The sequence below is a fragment of the Streptococcus sp. WB01_FAA12 genome, from assembly GCF_012843315.1.
GTDB lineage: Bacteria > Bacillota > Bacilli > Lactobacillales > Streptococcaceae > Streptococcus.
Window position 1 is genome coordinate 800,498 of sequence record NZ_JABAEX010000001.1, and the last position, 18,034, is coordinate 818,531.

General features: G+C 43.2%; 18 protein-coding genes. All 18 read right to left on the minus strand.

All coding sequences use genetic code 11. The features are described from left to right. Positions 1 to 99: 99 nt before the first annotated feature. Complete coding sequence (locus tag HF881_RS03985; RefSeq protein ID WP_125398952.1) at positions 100 to 555, minus strand: threonine/serine exporter family protein; 456 nt, start codon at positions 553 to 555, stop codon at positions 100 to 102. A gap of 1 nt (position 556) precedes the next feature. Further along, positions 557 to 1,315, minus strand: a complete 759-nt coding sequence (locus HF881_RS03990) for a threonine/serine exporter family protein (RefSeq protein ID WP_000344526.1) — start codon at positions 1,313 to 1,315, stop codon at positions 557 to 559. 87 nt (positions 1,316 to 1,402) lie between these two features. Next, complete coding sequence (gene pknB, locus HF881_RS03995) at positions 1,403 to 3,286, minus strand: Stk1 family PASTA domain-containing Ser/Thr kinase (protein WP_169446549.1); 1,884 nt, start codon at positions 3,284 to 3,286, stop codon at positions 1,403 to 1,405. Then, positions 3,283 to 4,023 (minus strand): Stp1/IreP family PP2C-type Ser/Thr phosphatase, encoded by a 741-nt coding sequence (locus tag HF881_RS04000; RefSeq protein ID WP_125398954.1) that lies wholly within the window; start codon positions 4,021 to 4,023, stop codon positions 3,283 to 3,285. The genes pknB and HF881_RS04000 overlap by 4 nt, the downstream gene beginning before the upstream one ends. Before the next feature lie 15 nt (positions 4,024 to 4,038). Beyond that, positions 4,039 to 5,352 carry a 16S rRNA (cytosine(967)-C(5))-methyltransferase RsmB gene (gene rsmB / locus HF881_RS04005; protein ID WP_169446550.1) on the minus strand — a complete coding sequence of 438 codons (1,314 nt, stop codon included), beginning with the start codon at positions 5,350 to 5,352 and terminating at the stop codon, positions 4,039 to 4,041. Continuing rightward, positions 5,345 to 6,280 (minus strand): methionyl-tRNA formyltransferase, encoded by a 936-nt coding sequence (gene fmt, locus HF881_RS04010; protein ID WP_125844447.1) that lies wholly within the window; start codon positions 6,278 to 6,280, stop codon positions 5,345 to 5,347. The genes rsmB and fmt overlap by 8 nt, the downstream gene beginning before the upstream one ends. Positions 6,281 to 6,292: 12 nt before the next feature. Further along, positions 6,293 to 8,689 (minus strand): primosomal protein N', encoded by a 2,397-nt coding sequence (locus HF881_RS04015; protein ID WP_169446551.1) that lies wholly within the window; start codon positions 8,687 to 8,689, stop codon positions 6,293 to 6,295. Between the two features lie 65 nt (positions 8,690 to 8,754). Continuing rightward, entirely contained in the window at positions 8,755 to 9,069 is a 315-nt protein-coding gene (gene rpoZ / locus HF881_RS04020) for a DNA-directed RNA polymerase subunit omega (protein WP_002874282.1), read from the minus strand. Positions 9,070 to 9,093: 24 nt separating this feature from the next. Next, positions 9,094 to 9,720: a guanylate kinase gene (gene gmk / locus HF881_RS04025; RefSeq protein ID WP_000775041.1), complete on the minus strand. Its 627-nt coding sequence runs from the start codon at positions 9,718 to 9,720 to the stop codon at positions 9,094 to 9,096. 134 nt (positions 9,721 to 9,854) lie between these two features. Continuing rightward, positions 9,855 to 11,468 carry a ribonuclease Y gene (locus tag HF881_RS04030; protein WP_049519337.1) on the minus strand — a complete coding sequence of 538 codons (1,614 nt, stop codon included), beginning with the start codon at positions 11,466 to 11,468 and terminating at the stop codon, positions 9,855 to 9,857. Positions 11,469 to 11,594: 126 nt separating this feature from the next. Continuing rightward, positions 11,595 to 13,268, minus strand: a complete 1,674-nt coding sequence (locus tag HF881_RS04035) for a P-loop NTPase fold protein (RefSeq protein WP_240956779.1) — start codon at positions 13,266 to 13,268, stop codon at positions 11,595 to 11,597. Between the two features lie 236 nt (positions 13,269 to 13,504). Continuing rightward, positions 13,505 to 13,759, minus strand: coding sequence for a Txe/YoeB family addiction module toxin (locus HF881_RS04040; protein ID WP_169446553.1), 255 nt, complete (start codon positions 13,757 to 13,759; stop codon positions 13,505 to 13,507). 3 nt (positions 13,760 to 13,762) lie between these two features. Then, entirely contained in the window at positions 13,763 to 14,017 is a 255-nt protein-coding gene (locus HF881_RS04045) for a type II toxin-antitoxin system Phd/YefM family antitoxin (RefSeq protein WP_000388572.1), read from the minus strand. A 130-nt stretch (positions 14,018 to 14,147) separates the two neighbouring features. Further along, positions 14,148 to 15,245: a nucleotidyltransferase gene (locus tag HF881_RS04050; RefSeq protein ID WP_169446554.1), complete on the minus strand. Its 1,098-nt coding sequence runs from the start codon at positions 15,243 to 15,245 to the stop codon at positions 14,148 to 14,150. A 9-nt stretch (positions 15,246 to 15,254) separates the two neighbouring features. Continuing rightward, on the minus strand, positions 15,255 to 15,995 hold the full coding sequence (locus HF881_RS04055) for a class I SAM-dependent methyltransferase (RefSeq protein WP_169446555.1): 741 nt from the start codon (positions 15,993 to 15,995) through the stop codon (positions 15,255 to 15,257). 428 nt (positions 15,996 to 16,423) lie between these two features. Beyond that, positions 16,424 to 16,774: a ribosome silencing factor gene (rsfS, locus tag HF881_RS04060; RefSeq protein ID WP_169446556.1), complete on the minus strand. Its 351-nt coding sequence runs from the start codon at positions 16,772 to 16,774 to the stop codon at positions 16,424 to 16,426. Further along, complete coding sequence (yqeK, locus tag HF881_RS04065; protein WP_169446557.1) at positions 16,775 to 17,368, minus strand: bis(5'-nucleosyl)-tetraphosphatase (symmetrical) YqeK; 594 nt, start codon at positions 17,366 to 17,368, stop codon at positions 16,775 to 16,777. Continuing rightward, positions 17,368 to 17,997 (minus strand): nicotinate-nucleotide adenylyltransferase, encoded by a 630-nt coding sequence (locus tag HF881_RS04070; RefSeq protein ID WP_009729842.1) that lies wholly within the window; start codon positions 17,995 to 17,997, stop codon positions 17,368 to 17,370. Before HF881_RS04070 ends, yqeK begins: the two co-directional genes overlap by 1 nt. Between the last annotated feature and the right edge of the window lie 37 nt (positions 17,998 to 18,034).

Sequence of the window (18,034 nt, forward strand, 5' to 3'; positions counted from 1 at the left end):
TCATTGTAAAAAATCGTTTCATTCTATTTTATCACAAATAGGGGCAAAAGAGAGAAAAAAGACTTGATTCACCAAATCAAGTCTTTTTCTTTGACAGCCTTAGGAGGAGATTCCTCGTTGTTTTCGGATATAGTAATAGAGCTTTAAAATCACCGTTCCACTAGCCATCCCGATAGAAATGACCAGAGCCAACATAACCACCAAGGTCGCGCTGGCAAGAGCATGACTGTAATCACCTGTTACAAAAAAAGCAGTCGTCCGATAGGAAAGATAACCTGGCACCAAGGGGGCAAGAATAGCCAAGACAAAGACCACTGCTGGTGTCTTGTAGAGAATACTTAAAATCTGGCTGATACAAGAACCTACCACAGCCGCGATAAAGGTCGCAACGATGACATTGGTTGGTTCTTTGAGTAAGAGATAGAGGAGCCAAACGCCCATTCCCAAAACCCCACCAGGCAGAAGCATGGAGCGTTGGACATTCAGTACGATGAGAAAGTTGATAATGGCGAGCAAACTCGCCACCGCTTGGAGTAAAATACTTGTTAGAGTCATCTTATGTCATCAAAACCAGGGCGACAGAAGTGCCAGCCCCTAGAGCGAGGGTAATGAGCAGAGATTCAAACATCTTGCTCATACCAGAGTTGATATGATTGGTCATGATATCTCGAACCGCATTTGTCAGAGCAATCCCTGGAACAAAGGGCATGACGGCTCCTGCTATGATTAGGTCTGCAGTCGAAGGAAATCCAGTATAGCGAGCCCAGAACTGGGCAATCAAGCCAAAAACAAAGGCACCCGCAAAAGCTGTTACAAAAGGAATTCGGATAAACTTCTCGACATAGAGAGAGAAAGCAAAACCAAACAAGGTCGCAACGCCTGCTCCAAAAGCATCATAGACATTGCCGCCAAACATAATCGAGAAGAAAGGAGCACTGAGGGTTGCTGCTACAGTCACTTGGAGCTTGCTATAAGGAAGAGCTTGATTTCTGATTTCCTTCAGCTTTTTAAAAGCTGTAGAAAGATCAATCTGGCCACCCACAAGTTCTCGTGATACTTGGTTGACATCACAGACTTTTTCGATGTTATAGGAGGATGACGTCACCCGTTTCATCCGAGAAATATTGGTGTTTTCAATCGAAAAGAAAATAGCTGCAGGCATGGCAAGAACATTGCAATCCACTATTCCCTGTGAATGGGCAATGCGAATCATGGTGTCCTCAACCCGATGAATCTCCGAACCACTTTTCAGGAGAATGGTTCCAGCTAGCATAATCACATCAATGACAGCATTTAACTCTTTTGATTCGTCCATTTTCTACTCCTATTTTCTACTCCCTTTATTCTATCACAAAAGTTCATGAAAAAAAATCTTTGTCATGAAATCATGACAAAGATTGGGTTAATTTCGTTCATTACTTGACGTTCTACTGCCATCTGAAGAATCCGTTGTAGGGTTGCTACCTTGATTGTTACTCTGTGAAGGCGTCGTGTCTGTTCCTGGATTTCTGTGTTGAGACGAACTTGATGAAGAAGGAAGTGGTTTTGGTTTATAAATAGAAATCTTAACACGTGTTTTATTGAGATCTACCTTTTCTCCAGGTTTAGGGTCCTGACTAACAACTGTTCCTGCAGTAGTTCCTTCAGGAGCAGTTGATACTTCCACAACTTCGATATTGGCCTCTTTTACACCAACAATCTGAGTCAAATTGTTCTTAGTAAATTCGAGACTTGAACCAATGTAACTTGGCATCGAAACGCTGGTCACCTTCTTAGCAACTGTTAAGGTAATCGTGCTGGCTTTCGTGAGATCGTAAGTACTTCCTGCAGCTGGGGTTTGCCTAATGACTGTTCCTGGATCGCTTTCGCTAGATTCCTCTTCCTCAACCTTGATAAGATTTTCTGGAACCTTTTTCCCTTTGAGCTCTGCGACAACATCCGAGGACTTACGTCCTACATAGTTACTTAGTTGGAAGGATTGCTTACCTGATGAAACGATTAGATTTACTTTGCTTCCTTCTTTTCGACCACTTCCAGCTTCTGGGTCTGTTCGAATGACGCGACCTTCGGCTACTGTCTCACTGGCCTCTGTTTTTTCTTCACCTACTTCAAAATTAGCTTTCTTCAGTGTTTCTTTAGCTTCAGCAACTGTCTGTCCCGATACATTTGGAATAGCAATAGTCGCCGGAGTTCGGGAGAAGATCCAAATCAAAGAGGCTGCAACTAGCAAGGCACTGGCCAGTAAAATCATGTAGCGAGCTTTAAACTTCCGTTTTTTAGCTGGTTTTAGTACTGGTGCTTCATCTACCACCTGCTGAGTCTGCTCTTTTGATTGAGGTCGCTCTAATTGTGGCTTAGCCTTCGGAATAGAGGTTAGAGTGCTTTGTGGAACTTTAGGCAAGGTCTTGGTATCAACCTTGCTTGCCTCATCGAAGACTAGCTTTGGTTCTCTCCTACGATTGTGAGACAAACAACTCGACAAGTCCACATACATTTCTGATACAGACTGATAGCGATCTGTCAATTTCTTGGCCGTTGCCTTGATAACGACATTTTCCAAAGCTTGTGGTACTGCTGGATTCTCAGCAATAACAGATGGAAGTGGTTTTTGGAAATGCTGGAGGGCAATAGTCACTGCACTATCCCCATCATAAGGGATATGTCCAGTCAACATTTCATAGAAAATAATCCCCATAGCATAGATGTCACTCTGCACAGTTGCCTTAGAACCACGGGCCTGCTCAGGTGAGAGATAGTGGACTGAACCGAGCATGGAGTTGGTCTGTGTCAAACTGGTCTCTGCAAAAGCCACGGCAATCCCAAAGTCTGTAACTTTGGCAGTTCCATCTGGTGTCAAGAGGATATTTTGAGGTTTCAAATCTCGGTGGATAATCCCTCTCGTATGCGCCAGACGCATCGCCAAGAGAATCTGTCCCATAATACGGACGGCTTCTTCATTTGAGAGAGGGGAGTGTTCTTTGATATAACGTTTGAGGTCAAGCCCTGCTACATACTCCATAGCTAGATACTGCTGACCGTCTTCCTCACCGATATCTGTTATTCGAACGATATGGGGATGATCCAGATCCGCCATGGCTCTCGCTTCACGTTGAAAACGTGCCACAGCAATCGGATCTGTCTGATAGTTAGTCCTCAGGACCTTAACCGCCACTTCTTCCCCGTCTAGGATCAAATCCTTGGCCAAGTAAACATCCGCCATGCCTCCTCGACCAATCTGTTTGACAATCCGATATCGTCCGGCAAAAATCTTGCCGATCTGGATCATTCTACTTCCTCCTCATTCATGTGAACAAGGGCAACCGTGATATTATCTAAGCCTCCTGCATTGTTTGCAAAACGAATCAAAGTTGCCGCCTTGTCTGCCAAGGAAATATCACTCGTTACAATATCGTAGATATCGCTTCCTGAGATCATATTGGTCAAGCCGTCACTGTTGAGCAAGAGGTAGTCTCCTGGCTCTAGGCTGACCATGCCAAAATCTGGTTGAATTTCATCTTTTTGCCCAATGGATTGGGTAATGATATTTTTCTGCGGATGAATTTCTGCCTCCTCTGGAGTTAGCTGACCAGCCTTTAGCAGAGCATTAACCAAAGAATGATCACTTGTGAGCTGGCGATAATCTTCACCACGGATCAAACCGATACGAGAATCACCAATATGGGCATAAATAGCTTGATTTCCAATAATGGCTACTGCTTCAAGCGTTGTTCCCATCCCCTTATAGGCTTCATCTTTCCCCATCTGATGAATTTTTTGATTTTCAAGTTCCAGATAGTGGGCAAACCATTCACGGATCTCATTGACGGTGTCGATTTGGGTATCAACCCAAGCCACGCCCAGATCTGTCACCGCCATCTCACTAGCGATATTGCCTGCACGGTGTCCTCCCATCCCATCAGCCAAGAGGATCATGGTGCGCCCTGCTCGGTTGACAAAGTGATTGACATAGTCTTGGTTATTTGTTCGTTTCTGACCAACATCTGTTAATAATGCTATTTCCATTGTGTCAGTTCCTTCCTAATCAGATATCTTGCGGAATTGGCTGATAAAGAATCCATCACTTCCGTACAATTCAGGAGTGATCAAGATACAGCCGTCCTTCAAAATATCCTTGCATTCATGTTCTAGTTTAACCTGCTCAAACTCGGGGTGACTTTCTAAAAATGCCTCAACGACGTGAAAGTTCTCCTCTGAGACGATAGTACAGGTACTATACGTTATTATACCACCTTTTCGTAAGGTTTGACAAACACTACCTAGTATTTCCAGCTGAATTTGCTGTAATGATGCGAAATCCGCCGTTTCTTTATTATATTTGATATCTGGTTTGCGGCGCAAAAGACCAATTCCAGAACAAGGGGCATCTACTAGAATCTTGTCAAACGAGTCCTTCCCAAAAAACTCATAAACTTTTCTGGCGTCCAATTTTTGTGTTTGTACTCGATCTGCCACACCCAGACGTTGGGCATTTTCTTGGATCAAGTCCAACTTGTGATCGTAAAGGTCTAAAGCTGTAACCTTACCGGATGTGAGGTAAGAAGCCATATGGGCTGTTTTCCCACCAGGAGCGGCACAGGCATCAAGCACCTGCTCATCACCTTGTAGACGAAGGGTCGGAGCAACCAATTGACTGGACTCATCTTGGATGGTAATGGCCCCTTCTGCGAACAAATCATGTCCTGCAAAGTGACCTTGCTCCTTGACCAGACCAGTGGCTGCCAAAGGGGAATCAGCCGCCTCTAACAAAGCTTTGATTTCCTCTTTTCGGCTCAAGTCGGTCACCCGAATACTGGCCTTGTTTCGCACCAAGAGACTTTCAAAGATGGCTTGCGCTCGCTCTTCACCGTATTCTTCCTTGAGCTTAGACACTAGCCAAACTGGGAGAGAATAGGCAATGGAATCACGCTTATTTTTGCGTTTGATAGTTGCAATGTCTGGCCAACCTTCTCGCAAGATACGACGAAGAACAGCATTGACTAGCTTTTCACTGCCTTTTTTACGCGCTTTGGCTAGTTCTACCGCTTCATTGACTACAGCGTGATTAGGAATCTTATCCAGATACCGAAGTTGGTAGGCGCTCAGAAGGAGCAGGATATAGAGCCAGTTATCTAGCTTATCCCGGTCTTCGATAAAGTGGGACAGGTACCATTCCAGAGTCAGTTTACGAGCTACCGTTCCATAGACAATCTCTGTTACCAAGCCCTTATCTGCTGCTGAGAGTTGACTCCCTTTGAGGTGTTTATTTAAGGCAATATTTGAGTATGCTTGGTTGACAAAAACATCCTCTAGCACTGCTAGAGCTAGATTTCTAGCCGTTTCTACTTTAGTCACCAAATCGTTCTCCTACAGTCAATGTTCGTCCAACTCCGTTGAGGAAGGAAGCAATGTCCATCTTAGGTTTACCAGCTGGCTGCACTTGCTTGAGAGATAAAGCTCCTTCTGCCGCTGCAACGATCAATTCTTTCTTGCCAATAGAAAGGATCTCCCCTAGATTGCCCTGACCTTCTACTGGTAGGGCTTCATAGATCTTGAAGCGGTCTCCCTTGAGAAAAGTATGGGCAACAGGCCAAGGATTCATCCCACGAATTTGGTTGAAGAGTTGACGATTGGTTTTAGTCCAATCGAGTTTCTCTTCTTCTGGCTTGATATTTGGCGAGAAAGTGACTTGACTAGGATCTTGTGGTTCAGGTTGGATTTCTCCTGCTAGGTAGTCAGGTAGCGTATCCAATAGCAAGTCACGACCAACAACCGCCAATTTCTCAAACAAGGTTCCAACGTTGTCATCATCAGTGATGGGAATACTGCGACGAGAAATCATATCTCCTGCATCCATTTCCTTGACCATCTCCATGATGGTCACACCAGCTTCCTCATCCCCTTGAATCAAGGCATAATGAATAGGGGCGCCACCACGGTGTTTAGGAAGAAGGGAAGCGTGAACGTTGACCGCAAAATCCATGCTATCAAGAAGTTTACTTGGGAGAAACTGTCCAAAAGCAGCGGTCACAATCCCATCCGCCCCTAAATTCATGATAGCTTCCAGCTCTGGGCTTCCAGATAATTTTTCAGGCTGGTAAATGGGAAGACCTGCTTCTTTGGCAGCCTGCTTGACTGGGGTTTCTTGGATCACTTTTTTACGGCCGACAGCGCGGTCTGGCTGGGTCACAACAGCTAGGATCTCGTAACGATCATCTGATAACAAACCCTTCAAAACTGTTGCTGAAAAGTCGGGGGTCCCCATAAAGATTAGTTTTGTCATTTCTTCTCCTTCTTATAAAAATTGCTGCGGTTCGTGGTCAATGCTGAGACGAAGCTCGCTATTTTCCCGTTCTTGAGTCAAGGCCAAGACCTGATTGAGGGTTGGACCCAGCTCATCTTCTAAACGGTATTTAATCAAAATCTGGTAATGATAAAGGTTGTGGGTGCGTGCAATGGGTTTTGGTGTCGGTCCAAGGATTTTACTAGTTTCCGATAAACCTGAGCGCAAAATTCCCATGACCTCATAGGCACGCTTGACAACCTCTTCTTCTTTCTTGTGAGAGAGGGTAATCCCAATAGTGAAATAATAAGGCGGATAGCCGAGTTGGCGCCTGATACTCATTTCATAAGCGTAAAAGCCTTCATAGTCCTGTTCCTTGGCAAAACGAATGGCATAATGCTTGGGATTGTAAGACTGGATCAAGACCTGCCCAGCCTTTTCCGCACGTCCTGCCCGACCAGCCACCTGAGTTAAGAGTTGGAAGGTTCTCTCAGAAGAACGGAAATCAGGCAGATTCAAGGCCGTATCTGCATTAAGAACTCCGACCAGAGTCACATTTGGAAAATCCAAGCCCTTGGCAATCATCTGAGTTCCCAACAAGATATCTGCTTCCCCTCGGCCAAACTGGTCAAGAAGAGCTTGGTGACTACCCTTCCTGCGGGTCGTATCCACATCCATCCGCAGAATGCGGGCCTGAGGAAAGAGCTCTGCTAGCTCATCGTAGGCTTTCTGAGTCCCTGTACCGTAGTAGCGAATGCTGCGACTCTGACAGTTGGGACAGACATGAGGAATTCCCTTGGAAAAGCCACAGTAATGGCAGTTCATGGTCTTGGTATCCATGTGGAGAGTCAGAGAAATATCACAGTTGGGACAGCTATCTACCGTCCCACACTCCCGACACATAACAAAGCTAGAATAACCCCGACGGTTGAGCATGAGGACTACCTGCTCTTTTTTATCCAGTCGGTCTTGGATAGCTTCTAGCAAAGGAGGGGTAAAGTTTGATGTCTCATTCTGCCCGATATAGTCCCGAAAGTCAATCACTTGAACCTCAGGAATGGTAGCTAAAGGATTGGCCCGTTGGGTCAGACGTAAGTGTTGATAGACTCCTTTTCCAGCACGCGCACGGCTCTCTAAGCTCGGTGTTGCCGAACCAAGGACTAGGACTGCTTGATTGTACTGGGCCCGTAAGATGGCTACCTCTCTAGCATGATAACGGGGATTGCTGCCTTGCTTGTAGCTAGCTTCATGCTCTTCATCGATAATCATGACACCTAGATTTTTCAAAGGAGCAAAGATAGCTGATCTGGCACCAACCACAACTTGAGCATCGCCACGCTCAACCTTGCGCCATTCGTCGTACTTTTCACCATTGGACAGGCCTGAGTGAAGAATGGCCACTTTCTCGCCGAAACGAGCAATGAAACGTTCCGTCATCTGAGGAGTCAGGGAAATCTCAGGCACCAGCAAAATGGCTGTCTTGCCCTTGTCCAAGGCTCCTTGGATAATCTGCAAGTAAACCTCTGTTTTCCCGCTTCCTGTAATCCCTTGAAGGAGGAAAGGAGGCTGTTGACTGCCAATAGCACTGACAACGGCATCACGTGCCTGTCTTTGTTCAGGATTCAATTCCAAAGGTTGGCTGGCTTCAATGCCTTCAAAATAAGCAGCTGAACGTTGCACTTCCTTTTGGACTATGGACACAGCACCTTGTTCCACAAAGAAATTGACTTGCTCCCGCGAGTAGGATTCTAACAAACTAGCCAGAGGAGCACTTTCAGGATGAGACAGCAAATAGTCTCTCAGCTCTGCCTTTTTCTTAGCACGCGCAGAAATCTCAACTCCTTCTAACTGCTCAACATGAACCTCATACCAAGACTGGGTCTTGACCTTCTTCTGATCGACTGCCTGATATTCTAAACGGAGCAAACCTTTTCTCGTCAAGCGCATCATCTCAGCTTGCTTAGCAAGGTCTAGAGAAGAAAAGGCTAGCGAATCTTCTGAACCAAACAAGCGCTCTTTGTCTTGCCGACTCAGACCTTCTAAAGGATAAAGAATCTTATCATAACTGGAGTTTAAAAATCCTGGAAGCATGGCTTTTAGAATGGAGATTTTGTAAGAAAAGACAGACTTTCGAAGCTCCTCAGCCAGCCAGAGTTGCTCCTGAGTCAAGACTGGAGAAAAGTCCAGCACTTCTGCAATCTCTTTCAGGTTTTGATCAGCCACTTCTTCATCCGACTGGGACTCCAAGCCTAGCACAATCCCTTGGATCAAACGATTGCCCTTGCCGAAGGGTACATGGACCCGCATACCGACTTCCAGCATGTCTACAAATTCCTCAGGGACCTTGTAACTGTAGGGCTGGTCCGTCTGCATCAGGGGAACATCCACGATAATCTTTGCGATCGCCATCTTCTCACCTCCTTCTTGTCAGTAAATTCTTGCAATAGAAAAAATAAGATTGAGTCCCCCCAACCTTAAATTTTTTCACCATCTTCTTTTTCTTTAGCAATTTGCTCTTTAATTTTCTTTTCTTCTTCTTCTTTGCGGCGTTTTTCTTCTTCGATACGGAGACGAACCGCTTCACGTTTTCCTTCTGGATCTGGGTGAATCGTAACGTTTCCTGACTCGATTTCTTCCAAAGCGCGAAGAGTTGATTTTTCAGACTTAAACTCTTGAGTTGCTGGCGCACCTGCTTCTAGTTCGTGGGCACGTTTTGCTTCCAAGATTACGAGTGAATATTTTGATGGTACCTTGTCAAGCAAGGTATCGATAGAGGGTTTTAACATCATTTGCTTGTACCTGTTTCCTATAGTTTATCGAGTAGTTGGAGATTTTGGCAACATCTCCTGGTAGTGACCAATGACACGGTCCACACGGAAGTGTTCTGCTTCGATCACACGCTTGACACGTTCAGCAGCGAGGGGCACCTGATCGTTGACAATGGCATAATCGTACTCACGCATGAGAGCAATTTCTTCCTTGGCTTTTTCGATTCGTTGGGCAATCACTTCAGCGCTATCTGTTCCACGACCAACCAAACGATCTTGCAATTCATCCAAATCTGGCGGCGTTAGAAAGATAAAGACAGCATCTGGAACCTTTTTCTTAACCTGAAGAGCTCCCTGGACTTCAATCTCAAGAAAGACATCGATTCCCTTGTCCAGAGTTTCATTGACATAGGTCAGAGGAGTTCCGTAGTAGTTACCGACATATTCTGCATATTCCAACATCTGGCCTTGACGGATCAGCTCTTCAAACTCTTCACGAGTACGGAAGAAATAATCAACCCCGTCCACTTCACCAGGACGTTGCGCACGCGTCGTCATCGATACAGAGTATTGAAATTGATTCTCAGAACTCTCAAAAATCTCTCTTCTAACCGTTCCTTTCCCAACTCCTGAAGGACCAGAAAAAACGATTAGCAAGCCTCGGTCTGCCATTATGTCTCCTTTAGTTAGTCTGTGAAATAAAGTGAAATTTCTCTCGGATACTGATGATTGCGTCAGTTATCCTTCTACAGTCTTTCTATCTAGTGTAACAAAAAAGCAGTAATTTTTCAACTGCTCTTTCTTATTTATTTAGCATAATCTACTGCACGAAGTTCGCGGATCACGGTTACCTTGATATTTCCTGGGTAATCGAGATTGTTTTCAATTTTCTCACGAACTTTGTGAGCCAAGATTGTGACTTTGTCATCTTTGATTTGTCCTGGATTAACCATGATACGGATCTCACGTCCTGCTTGAAGGGCAAAGCTATTTTGCACGCCTTCAAAGCCATTGGCGATTTCTTCCAAATCATGGAGACGCTTGATATAGCTTTCAAGAGATTCACTACGAGCACCTGGACGCGCCGCACTCAAGGCATCTGCTGCAGCAACGATTACTGCAATGACACTTTCGGCTTCGACATCGCCGTGGTGGCTAGCAATCGTATTCACCACAACTGGGTGTTCCTTGTACTTACGAGCCAACTCCGTACCAATCTCAACGTGGCTACCTTCAACCTCGCGGTCAATAGCTTTCCCGATGTCATGAAGGAATCCAGCACGACGGGCAAGAGCTGCATTTTCACCAAGTTCACTCGCGATAATACCAGATAACTTAGCAACCTCAATCGAATGGCGCAAGACATTTTGTCCATAAGAAGTACGGAACTGCAAACGTCCCATGATCTTCATCAAGTCTGGATGGAGGTTTGGCGCACCAATCTCATAGGCAGCAGCCTCTCCATATTCACGGATTTTGTTGTCAATCTCTTGACGGTTTTTCTCCACCAACTCCTCGATACGAGCTGGGTGGATACGGCCATCCTTGAGCAACATTTCCATGGTCATACGAGCAATTTCGCGACGAATCGGATCAAATCCTGACAAGGTTACCACTTCTGGCGTATCGTCGATGATGACATCAACCCCTGTCAAACTTTCAAAGGTACGAATATTGCGTCCTTCACGACCGATAATACGTCCCTTCATGGTATCGTCTGGCAGGTGAACTGTCGAGTTTGTTGACTCTGCTACATAGTCACCAGCGATACGTTGCATAGCCTGAACCAAGATATCTTTAGCAATCTTGTCTGAACGTTCCTTGACTTCTTGCTCAGCCTCACGAATGCGGCTAGCAATTTCCTTGGTCAAGTTTTCCTCTGTCTGAGCCAAGATAATATCTCGAGCCTCAGTTTGGGAAAGGGAACCGATACGTTCAAGTTCAGCTTCTTTTTGCCTTTCGACTTCCTCTAATTGCTCTTCACGTGCATCAAGGTTTTTTGCTCTATCAGAAATACTTTGTTCTTTTTGTTCAAGTGTTTTTTCTTTGTTCGTCAAATTGTCGTCTTTACGGTCAAGGCTCGTAGCTCTCTCCGTCAAACGACTTTCAATTTGCTTGAGCTCCTGACGTTCTGACTTAAATTCAGCGTCCACTTCTTCACGGTATTTTCTGGCTTCCTCTTTGGCCTCCAATAGTGCTTCTTTTTTAAGAGACTTGCTTTCGCTCTTGGCTTCATTTAGCAATAAATCCGCTTCGCGCTCAGCTTGTCCTCGTAAATTAGTTGCTTCTTGTTCAGCATTTAGAAGCATCAACTCTGCAGCCTCTTGTGATGATTTCATCTTAGCTGAGATGCTGACATATCCAATGACTAAACCAATGATGACGGCAAAAACAACAATCGCAATTGTCATGATTTCCATGTTTTTACCTCATTAAATTTGTTTATCGAATGACATACATTCTTTAATATTCTATCATAAAAAAGGAATTTAAACAAACCCAAATTGAAGAGTTTTGTGTGAATTTTAGACAAAAAGATTTCTAGTTCAGCTATCACTTAATACTAATTCATCTAGAGGAATATGATTAATTGTAATTTGCCCTTTTGAATCTAAACGTAAGCATTTTTTTATAAAGTTCTGACATTTCGCGTCTTTCAATTCATCTATGTTAATCACTTGATAATTATTTTTTAGTCTATAATTTAAAATATCATAATAAATTTCAACTAAACAGCCCTTTGTTCGGCCACAAAGTATGTCATGATCATCATAATATATTTTGTGGCCTGTTTTTGATATAAATAGATTCCTTAGCCCCATTTCCCATAAACATGATAACAATTGAGAATAATATATAATAGGTCCACGAATGTAATTAAAATAAATATATATATCCTTCTCTGAAGTAGGCAAAGAACTTAAACCTACAATCTTCTCTAACATTTCAAAATGAAAATATGCGTCTAACTCATAGGGCTGGTCATACTCATCTATTTCATAAATACCATCAAAAAATTCAAAAAATGATACTAGAATACTATCAGTTCCCATGCGTCCATTCATGCAATCAACGATATAATTTGATATCTTTCCACTAGAATATGGTAGAAGCCTATCACTCTCAATTATATTTGAAAGTTCTTCTAATGATTTCTGGAACTCTCTTAAACTTGGCTTTTTAACTTTTGAATCTTTATTTTTATATTGTACAACTCTCTCATCTATATTTCCATAATAAATTTTATAAATTAGTGATAAAATTTCCCCAAGCTTATTATCTCTCAATTTACTCTTTTTCAAGATGTTATCTATAACTTCTTCTGTAGATACCATTTGATTATGATTCAGCTTAAATTTGTTATCAATAAGATTTTTCTTTGTTGACTTAATTTCCTCACTATTTAAAATTACAATAATTTTAAGTTTTTTATTTTCAGAAAGATAGTCAATATAACCCAATAAATCATTGTAATCTGAGGGGTTATCTGATGTTTCTGCATATGAAACCCGTTCAAAATCATCAAAAATAACGATAGAATCTCGCTTCATCAAATCCGTTCCAACTATTTTAAAGAACCATTTAAAAACTCCTCCAACAAGTGGAATAAAGTCCAAATTTCCGAGTATGGATTGTTTTTCTATCTCATTAATCAATATTTTCTCGGCTTGCTCTCTTGTTTTTATCCCAAAGCAGGAAATATAGTAGATTTCTTTCTTTTTGTAAATTTGATTTTCAAAAAACGTCTTTATAAAAAATGTTTTCCCACTCCCCCAAGAACCATCTAGCCAGAAGACATTATGAATAGAGTCTGGACTATTTAAAAACTCCACCAGATGAGTTTGATAAGGATAGTCATACAAGTAATATCCTGGAAATAGATTTGGATCCAGTTTTTTATAACTAACCTTTTTAAAAATTATGTCTAAAAACCAAAATAGTATTGTTGGTATGGTCAGTGCTAACAATATTATTACACGATTCACATACAAAATCGAAATAATATCTTTTAAAAAATTATAATTAGATATAAATTTATATATAGGTGAAGCAAAGCGTTTAAATTGTTCAATCTCCAGCGCAAGATACAGTACCCATATACTGGCTATAAATATTTTGTACCACTCAACAACTCTAACATTACTACTCCATGATGACCTTTGAAATGGATATTTCAGTAGCCGTTTAAAATTCAGAAAAGTATTAAATATGCTGTTCATTATATTTCTCATATATCGCTCATATATCGCTCATATATATCCCTTTTAATCTATATCATCATGATTATACCACAAAATAAGAGTTATTAAGCGGATTCAAGGGACAAGAATCTAGTTATTATACTAAAATTTTTCACTGATTTTTTAACTTAGGAAGTCTATCATTTTCCAAAAAATTTTATCTTCAATTTACTAGCTAAAATTTCTAAAATAAAAAAGCCCACCTTTCAGTAGACTTAGTAATGATCTTTGAAGGACAAGAAAGCGACGCTATCTCCATCCATCATGTAAATCAAGCGATTTTCCGCGTCAATACGCCGTGACCAAGTTCCTTGATAATCATACTTGAGCGGTTCTGGTTTCCCCATTCCTACAAAAGGATCTCGTTGAATATCCTTGATTAGCATGTTGATTCTTTTTAACGTCTTCTTATCCTGAGTTTGCCAGTAGCAATAATCTGCCCAGGCATCTTCTGTAAACTTGAGCAGCATTCCTCACTCCTCAATCACATGGACTTGAGTGCTTCCAGCACGGACTTGAGCCATTCCTCGCAAAACCTTGTCAGAAAGTTCCTTATTTTGAGCGATTCTCAGGGTTTCCTGAATACTGTCCCATTCGCTCTTTGAAAGGACTACAATGTCCTCATCTGGATTTTTATTGACCACCGTTAAAGGCTCAAATTCATCATTTACCTTCTTCATGTAGTCCTTTAAATGATTTCGGAATGTTGAGTAAAGAACTGCTTCCATAACCATACCTCGTTTTACCTCTTTTCCACTATTATACACGAAAAGAAAGAAATTGTCAGGAACTTGTACAAGATTTTCTTTTCTATCTATTTATTCGGAAAAATTTCAAAAAGCCTACCTTTCAGTAGACTTAGTTTGATTCTATTCTAATGGGTACTCTGCCGAAATTCTGCTCTGCTATACTTGAATTCCCTAGTCGGTAAATCTGGTCTGCCTTTTGGGTCATAGCATCCCAAGGTTCTTTGCCAATTCGGCTGACTAGATGGACCTGCTCTTTCAGAGACTTGAGATGCTGTCTACCTTTTTCAGTAAAACCAAGGACATGAATGGCTTCTGGCAAGTCACTTTCTCTGGCCTGCACCAGGATATAGGTCAAGAGACGTCTGACACGCGCCTTGGTATAGCGTTTGGTCGCAATCACCTCGACCAATTCGTCAACAGACTGGGCTGTCTTGATAGCTTCCTTGATGCGCACTGCCATTTCTTGATTGACCTGATAGATGGTGGTTAGGTCTGGATTTGACAAGATTTGATAGCGGAGCAAGGGAAAATAGTCGTCCCAGCTCACCTTACTGGCCTGCTCAAAGAGAATAACAGAAGGCATAAAGCGTTCTAAGAAATCTTTGTCCCTCTGGTGCTGACGGAGGGCTGTCGCCGAGGCAAAGTCCACATTCTTGTCCACAGAATGGTAACCCGCTCCCTGACGCTGAATCGGCTGGAGTTTGATGTTGCGTCCTGCAACCGCCTTGGCATAGGCTAGAGCAAGGACATGATTGGGCGTATTGCCAGAAAAATCAAGACCAGCAAATTCCTTCCACATGGCTTGGGTTTTCTGGGGATAGGAGAGAGAGTCAGGCAGATTTTCCACAAAATTCTCCATCTCACTACCTTGATTTGTGTATAAGTCAGCGATTTTCTGGTAATCCAGAACTTCTTCTGTCCCAAAAGCGAGGCTATCAATGCCCAACCGAGCCAAGATATCCACAGCTCCTTGGCCAAAGAAATCTGCTGCCTGAACACTGACTAAAAAGGGCAATTCCACTACCAAGTCTGCGCCATTTTCCAGTGCCATCTGGGTCCGAACCCACTTGTCAACGATAGCAGGCTCGCCTCTCTGCATGAAATTCCCAGACATGGCAACGATTTTCAGCCCCTCTGCCTGTTCCAGCAGGTATTTGTGGCCATTATGAAAAGGATTGAATTCCGCGATAATACCTGTGATGGTCATGATGCTCTCCTACTTCTGCGCGACAAAAAACCATCGTTTGCTGGTCTTTGTCGGCTCCTTGTCCTCAAAGTCCGCATAGAGTTTGAAGGATTTGAAACCAGCCTGTTCCAATAAAATATCGTAGGTCAAGATCTCATAGGTCCGCTCCTCATGCACCTCATCGTGGCGACTAAAGGAACCGTCCGCTTCCTTGATAAAGAAAGTCAACTCATGCACGATGGAGTGAGGAGCTTCGTCCTCATAGGTGTCCCAAAGCATGGCAAAATCTTCCGCATTTTCATGGTAGGAATAGCCTGGAAAAACTTCATCTGTCTGGTAGGTCGAATGCACATCAAAGATAAAGACGCCATCTTCGTTGAGGGCATTATATACTTCCTTAAAGACGTCTCCTACCTCCACCTCATCCTGCATATAGCAGATAGAGTCCGAGTAACACGTAACAAAGTCGTACTTACCAGCCCTGGATAAATCCAGCATATTGCCTTCAATAAAATCAATCTTTTGCTTGGCTGAAGCCGCTCTCTTCTCAGCAATCTTCAGCATATCCGCGCTTAAGTCCAGTCCAGTCACTTCAAAACCAGCCTGAGAAAAGCGCACAGACTGGATACCTGTCCCGCAAGCCAGTTCCAAGAGTTTTTTTCTCTCCTTGGTCTTAGGCAAATGACGCAGCGAAAAATCCGTCCATTTATCGTATAAACTATCGTCCATCACAGCATCGTAAACAGCCGCAAAGGTTTCATAAGTCGCCATAAAACATGATACCAAGTCCGCCCGTAATTTGATAGAAAATTAGGAGCCTGACGATGGAGCCGAGCTCCAAGGAAGGCTGTCTATTTTCCGAGAATTACAGGACGGGTTCAAATCCTTTCTAAGATACAAAGAGCGTTAAAAGCAAAGAGAAAATAGGAAACTTTCTGCCGTATCATCAGATACAAAGGAAGTTACTCTTTTTCTCACAGCTTTTAGCTCGCGTTCCGTTTCAAGATCAACCAAACACGACGCCCTCACCTTTCCATCAATTTCTTTTAAAATAAGCAAAGAAACCCAGTCGACTACAACTGAGTTCAATTGTAACGCTATAGTCTTTTCGTTTGCTTTTAGTACTAGGCAACGAATTGCAGGCATAACTAGAGTTAGCCAAAATGAGTTAACGCCGTAATAAAAGATAAAGGAAAAGACTATAAAGTTTCAGATAAATCTACTGAATTCGCCTCATGCCAGAGTTTTTCTAGGTTATAGTGGGCGCGCATTTCTTCAGAAAAGATATGTACAACGACCCCACCGAGGTCCAGCAAGACCCAGCCTCCAGCTGCGTCGCCTTCGACATGGCTGCCTTTAACACCAGCTTCGGCTACTTTTTCACGAATGTTATCAGCGATTGCGTCCAACTGACGGCTATTCATCGAGCTAGTGATAACAAAGTAGTCTGTCACACTGGTCAAATCTTGTACATCAAGTACAAGGATATCCTCCGCACGTTTCTCATCCGCCGCTTTCACGACTAGTTCTAGTAATTCTTTTTCGTTCATTTAGTCCTCTTTCAAATAGTGCACATAGGCGTTATAGGTTTCAAGGGTTTGGGGATAGATGGGAAATCCCTGATGAGCCAAATGCTCGACAGTGCGAGCTGTTTCATAGGCCACCGCCTTATTGAGCGATAGCTCAGCAATCTCACGCGCCACATCCACTCCCGGAAATGCTCGGTTATGCTCGATATAGTCTGCGACATAGACAACCTTATCTAAGTCTGTCATCTGACCAGCTCCGACTGTATGGATTTCAATGGCCCGCAGGATCTCAGAATCTTTCAAATTCAAATCTTCCTGAATCTTGTAGATGCCAACCATGCCATGCCAGACATTATTGCCCCAGTTTTTGAGGTCAGGGTCTAGCTGATAACGGGCAATCAAGTTTAGAAATTCCTGATCTGACAACTTTTTAGCATAGTCGTGGAGAAGACCTGCTAGTCCTGCTTTCTCGGCATCGACTCCAAATCTCTCAGCTAGTTCTATGGCTGCACGCTCTACACCCAGACAATGGGTCAAACGTTTTTCAGGCAGAAGCTCTGCCATTTTTTCCAACAAAGCCTCACGTGAACAGTTGATATAGTCTTGATATGCCATCAGTAAAGTCCCTCCTTCTCGATGTAGTCTAGCACTGGCTGAGGTAGGAGAAAGTTGGGTTTCCGACCTTGGGCAATGAAGTCACGCACCATGCTTGACGAGATGTCCATGAGAGGCACATCCACCCAGATAACTGGATAGGAAGTTCCAGCCTTGTAACGCGGACGCTGAACTCCTACAAACTGAACCATGTCGACCAGCTCATCAATTCGGTACCATTTAGGCAGATAGTCCACCATATCAGCCCCGATAATGAAGTAATAATCAGTGTCTGGATGTTGCTCTGTCAAAATCTTCATGGTGTCGTAGGTGTAAGAAATGCCCTTGCGCTCCAGCTCAATAGTTTCAATGGCTAGGCCTTCGATCCCCTCAATCGCCAATTCAAGCATCTTGAGACGGTGGTGTTCAGGGATGGTTTCTTTTTTGTCTACATGAGGAGGTTGGTATTCAGGCATAAGCAGAACCTGGTCCAGCCCTAACTGTTGACGGACTTGGTCCGCAACGATCAGATGGGCATTGTGAACAGGGTTAAAATTCCCCCCTAAAATCCCGACTTGTTTGCGTTTTTTCTCCTTGATTTCTGGCTCCAACTCTACCTTGGTAAAGGGAGTCAATAATTCGATTGCCATAGGCTTGTCTTCCTTTAATTCTCTGTAAAAACAGTTG

Coding starts and splice junctions, on each gene's coding strand:
- gmk (WP_000775041.1), bottom strand. CDS start 9,720: ATGGCAGACCGAGGCTTGCTAATCGTTTTTTCTGGTCCTTCAGGAGTT.
- HF881_RS04040 (WP_169446553.1), bottom strand. CDS start 13,759: ATGCTGCTCAAGTTTACAGAAGATGCCTGGGCAGATTATTGCTACTGG.
- HF881_RS04070 (WP_009729842.1), bottom strand. CDS start 17,997: ATGGCAATCGAATTATTGACTCCCTTTACCAAGGTAGAGTTGGAGCCA.
- rsfS (WP_169446556.1), bottom strand. CDS start 16,774: ATGAACGAAAAAGAATTACTAGAACTAGTCGTGAAAGCGGCGGATGAG.
- HF881_RS04030 (WP_049519337.1), bottom strand. CDS start 11,468: ATGGAAATCATGACAATTGCGATTGTTGTTTTTGCCGTCATCATTGGT.
- HF881_RS03990 (WP_000344526.1), bottom strand. CDS start 1,315: ATGGACGAATCAAAAGAGTTAAATGCTGTCATTGATGTGATTATGCTA.
- HF881_RS04045 (WP_000388572.1), bottom strand. CDS start 14,017: ATGGAAGCAGTTCTTTACTCAACATTCCGAAATCATTTAAAGGACTAC.
- fmt (WP_125844447.1), bottom strand. CDS start 6,280: ATGACAAAACTAATCTTTATGGGGACCCCCGACTTTTCAGCAACAGTT.
- HF881_RS03985 (WP_125398952.1), bottom strand. CDS start 555: ATGACTCTAACAAGTATTTTACTCCAAGCGGTGGCGAGTTTGCTCGCC.
- pknB (WP_169446549.1), bottom strand. CDS start 3,286: ATGATCCAGATCGGCAAGATTTTTGCCGGACGATATCGGATTGTCAAA.
- HF881_RS04055 (WP_169446555.1), bottom strand. CDS start 15,995: ATGGCGACTTATGAAACCTTTGCGGCTGTTTACGATGCTGTGATGGAC.
- HF881_RS04050 (WP_169446554.1), bottom strand. CDS start 15,245: ATGACCATCACAGGTATTATCGCGGAATTCAATCCTTTTCATAATGGC.
- HF881_RS04015 (WP_169446551.1), bottom strand. CDS start 8,689: ATGGCGATCGCAAAGATTATCGTGGATGTTCCCCTGATGCAGACGGAC.
- HF881_RS04035 (WP_240956779.1), bottom strand. CDS start 13,268: ATGAACAGCATATTTAATACTTTTCTGAATTTTAAACGGCTACTGAAA.
- rpoZ (WP_002874282.1), bottom strand. CDS start 9,069: ATGATGTTAAAACCCTCTATCGATACCTTGCTTGACAAGGTACCATCA.
- yqeK (WP_169446557.1), bottom strand. CDS start 17,368: ATGGCATATCAAGACTATATCAACTGTTCACGTGAGGCTTTGTTGGAA.
- HF881_RS04000 (WP_125398954.1), bottom strand. CDS start 4,023: ATGGAAATAGCATTATTAACAGATGTTGGTCAGAAACGAACAAATAAC.